The sequence below is a fragment of the Bifidobacterium boum genome (assembly GCF_000741535.1).
Lineage (GTDB): Bacteria > Actinomycetota > Actinomycetes > Actinomycetales > Bifidobacteriaceae > Bifidobacterium > Bifidobacterium boum.
Map to the genome: position 1 here is coordinate 1 of NZ_JGYQ01000005.1, position 3,287 is coordinate 3,287.

At 61.2% G+C, this 3,287-nt stretch carries 1 rRNA gene; it reads left to right on the forward strand.

The features are described 5' to 3' along the window. The first annotated feature begins 216 nt into the window (after window positions 1-216). Window positions 217-3,279, forward strand: a 23S ribosomal RNA gene (locus BBOU_RS01005). Window positions 3,280-3,287: the final 8 nt, after the last annotated feature.

Consider the following 3,287-nt stretch of genomic DNA (forward strand, 5'->3'; position numbering starts at 1 on the left):
GGTTGGTTGTGGTGTGGCGTGGTGGTTTGAGAACTGGATAGTGGACGCGAGCGGACCATGCCGTTGTTGTACGGTTGTGGTCTGCTTGTACTGATGTATTTCGACCGGGTCCCCTCTTGTTGGGGGGTCTGGTTGTTGTTTGATCGTTTTGTGATCGCAGAGTGTTGATGATCTGTCGTCCGGTGTTCGTTGGTCTTGCGGGTTTCCCCCGTGTGTGGGGTTGCTTGCAAGGGCGTATGGTGGATGCCTTGGCAGACGGGACCGATGAAAGACGTCGCGGGCAGCGATATGCCTCGGGGAGCCGCCGAGCGGGCTTTGATCCGAGGGTTTCTGAATGGGGAGACCCGGCAGCCGTCATGGGCTGTCACCGCACCTTGGTGCGGGGGGTACGCAGGGAAGTGAAACATCTCAGTACCTGCAGGAAAGGATATTCCGTGAGTAGTGGCGAGCGAAAGCGGACCAGGCCAAACCTTGCGCGTGTGATACCCGTCGGGGGTTGCGCGTGGGGTGTTGCGGGCGTGTGTGTCCGGTCTCCGACGGGGCCGGGCCGAGTGACAAAACGGCGTGTGAGGCGAGCAGGATTGAATGCCTGGCCGTAGAGGGTGATGGCCCCGTAGCCGTATGCGCGTCGTCTCGGTATCATATTGCCCAAGTAGCACGGGCCTCGTGGAATCCCGTGTGAATCCGCCCCGACCGTGGGGTGAGCCTAAGTATTCCCGTCTGACCGATAGTGTACCAGTACCGTGAGGGAAAGGTGAAAAGCACCCCGGGAGGGGAGTGAAAGAGTTCCTGAAACCGTGCGCCTACGATCCGTCGGAGCCTCCTTGTGGGGTGACGGCGTGCCTATCGAAAAATGAGTCTGCGAGTCAGTGGCATGTGGCGTGCATAAGCCGTGTGGCGTATGCGTAGCGAAGGCGAGTCCGAATAGGGCGTGTGTCGCGTGTCCTGGACCCGAAGCGGGATGATCTAGCCCTGGGCAGGTTGAAGCGTGGGTAAGACCGCGTGGAGGACCGCACCCACCTGGGTTGAAAACCGGGGGGATGACCTGGGGCTAGGGGTGAAAGGCCAATCAAATTCCGTGATAGCTGGTTCTCTCCGAAATGCATTTAGGTGCAGCGTCGCGTGTCGCCTCCGGGGGGTAGAGCTACCGGATGCTTGAGGGCCCGTTGCGGGTACCGACAGCAGCCGAACTCCGAATACCCGTGAGGTGTGGCGCGGCAGTGAGTCGGCGGGGGATAAGCTCCGTCGTCGAGAGGGAGACAGCCCAGAGCGTCGTCCAAGGTCCCGAAGCGTGTGCTAAGTGGGAAAGGATGTGGAGTCGCATAGACAGCCAGGAGGTTGGCTCAGAAGCAGCCATCCTTGAAAGAGTGCGTAACAGCTCACTGGTCTAGTGGTTCCGCGCCGACAATGTAGCGGGGCTCAAGCACACCACCGAAGACGCGCCAGCAGGTTTTCCTGCTGGGTAGGAGAGCGTCCCCCATGGGGCGAAGCGGCCGTGTGAACGTGTCGTGGACCGTGGGGGAGTGAGAATGCAGACATGAGTAGCGAGAGACGGGTGAGGATCCCGTCCGCTGGATGACCAAGGGTTCCGGGGCCACGTTCGTCGTCCCCGGGTCAGTCGGGTCCTAAGGCGAGGCCGACAGGCGTAGTCGAATGGATGAACGGGTCGATATTCCCGTACCGGCTGGGGACCGTCAAAGCCGAAGCGCGTGCGCTAACCTCCGCCGCTTGTTGAAGCGCCTTTCGGGGCGTGGACGCGGGTGGTGTTGGGATCCCGCGTGTGGTAGGCCGACGCAGGAGTGACGCAGTCAGGTAGCCGGCCGCGGAGGTGGTTTTCCGTGGTCAAGCGTGCAGGCCGTCCCGCAGGCAAATCCGCGGGGCGTGAGGCCGAGGCGTGATGATGGGCCCCTCAGGGGGCGAATCCGGTGATCCCTTCTGCCGAGAAAAGCTTCGGCGCCAGGGCCCTATGCCGCCCGTACCCCAAACCGACACTGGTGGTCTGGTAGAGTATACCAAAGCGATCGAGCGAATCCTGGTCAAGGAACTCGGCAAACCACTCCCGTGCCTTCGGTATAAGGGAGACCCCCTCGGGTGATGTCCTTTTGCGGGCGGAGCCTTGGGGGGTGGCACAGGCCAGGGGGTAGCGACTGTTTACCAAAAACACAGGTGCATGCGAAGGCGCAAGCCGCTGTATATGCACTGACGCCTGCCCGGTGCCGGAAGGTTAAGAGGATCCGTCAACCCTCGGGTGAAGCGGTGAATTCAAGCCCCGGTAAACGGCGGTGGTAACTATAACCATCCTAAGGTAGCGAAATTCCTTGTCGGGCAAGTTCCGACCTGCACGAATGGCGTAACGACTTCCCCGCTGTCTCGACCAGGAGCTCGGCGAAATTGCAGTACGAGTAAAGATGCTCGTTAAGCGCAGAAGGACGAAAAGACCCCGGGACCTTTACTATACCTTGGTATTGTCGTCAGGTCTGGATTGTGTAGCATAGGCGGGAGGCTGTGAGCCGCGGGCGCCAGCCCGCGGGGAGCCGGAAGGTGAAATACCGCTCTGTCCACACCTGGCGTCTAACCTCGGCACGTCATCCGTGTCAGGGACAGTGCCTGGCGGGTAGTTCAACTGGGGCGGTTGCCTCCCAAAGAGTAACGGAGGCGCTCAAAGGTCCCCTCAGCCCGGTCGGCAACCGGGTGTCGAGTGCAATCGCACAAGGGGGCTTGACTGCGAGACCGGCGGGTCGAGCAGGGACGAAAGTCGGAGATAGTGATCCGGTGCCGGCGCACGGGCGCGGCATCGCTCAACGGATAAAAGGTACCCCGGGGATAACAGGCTGATCATTCCCAAGAGTCCATATCGACGGGATGGTTTGGCACCTCGATGTCGGCTCGTCGCATCCTGGGGCTGGAGCAGGTCCCAAGGGTTCGGCTGTTCGCCGATCAAAGCGGCACGCGAGCTGGGTTCAGAACGTCGTGAGACAGTTTGGTCTCTATCCTCTGCGCTCGTTGGAATCCTGAGGAGGCCTGCCCATAGTACGAGAGGACCTGGGTGGACGAACCTCTGGTATGCCGGTCGTCACGCCAGTGGCGCGGCCGGTTGGCTACGTTCGGGAGGGATAACCGCTGAAAGCATCTAAGCGGGAAGCCTGCTCCGAGATCAGGATTCCGTGACCCCTTCGGGGGTCTGGAGACTCCATGCAGAACACATGGTCGATAGGCCGGACGTGGAAGCCCCGCAAGGGGTGGAGCTGACCGGTACTAACAGTCGAACGGCAACACACACACCACCC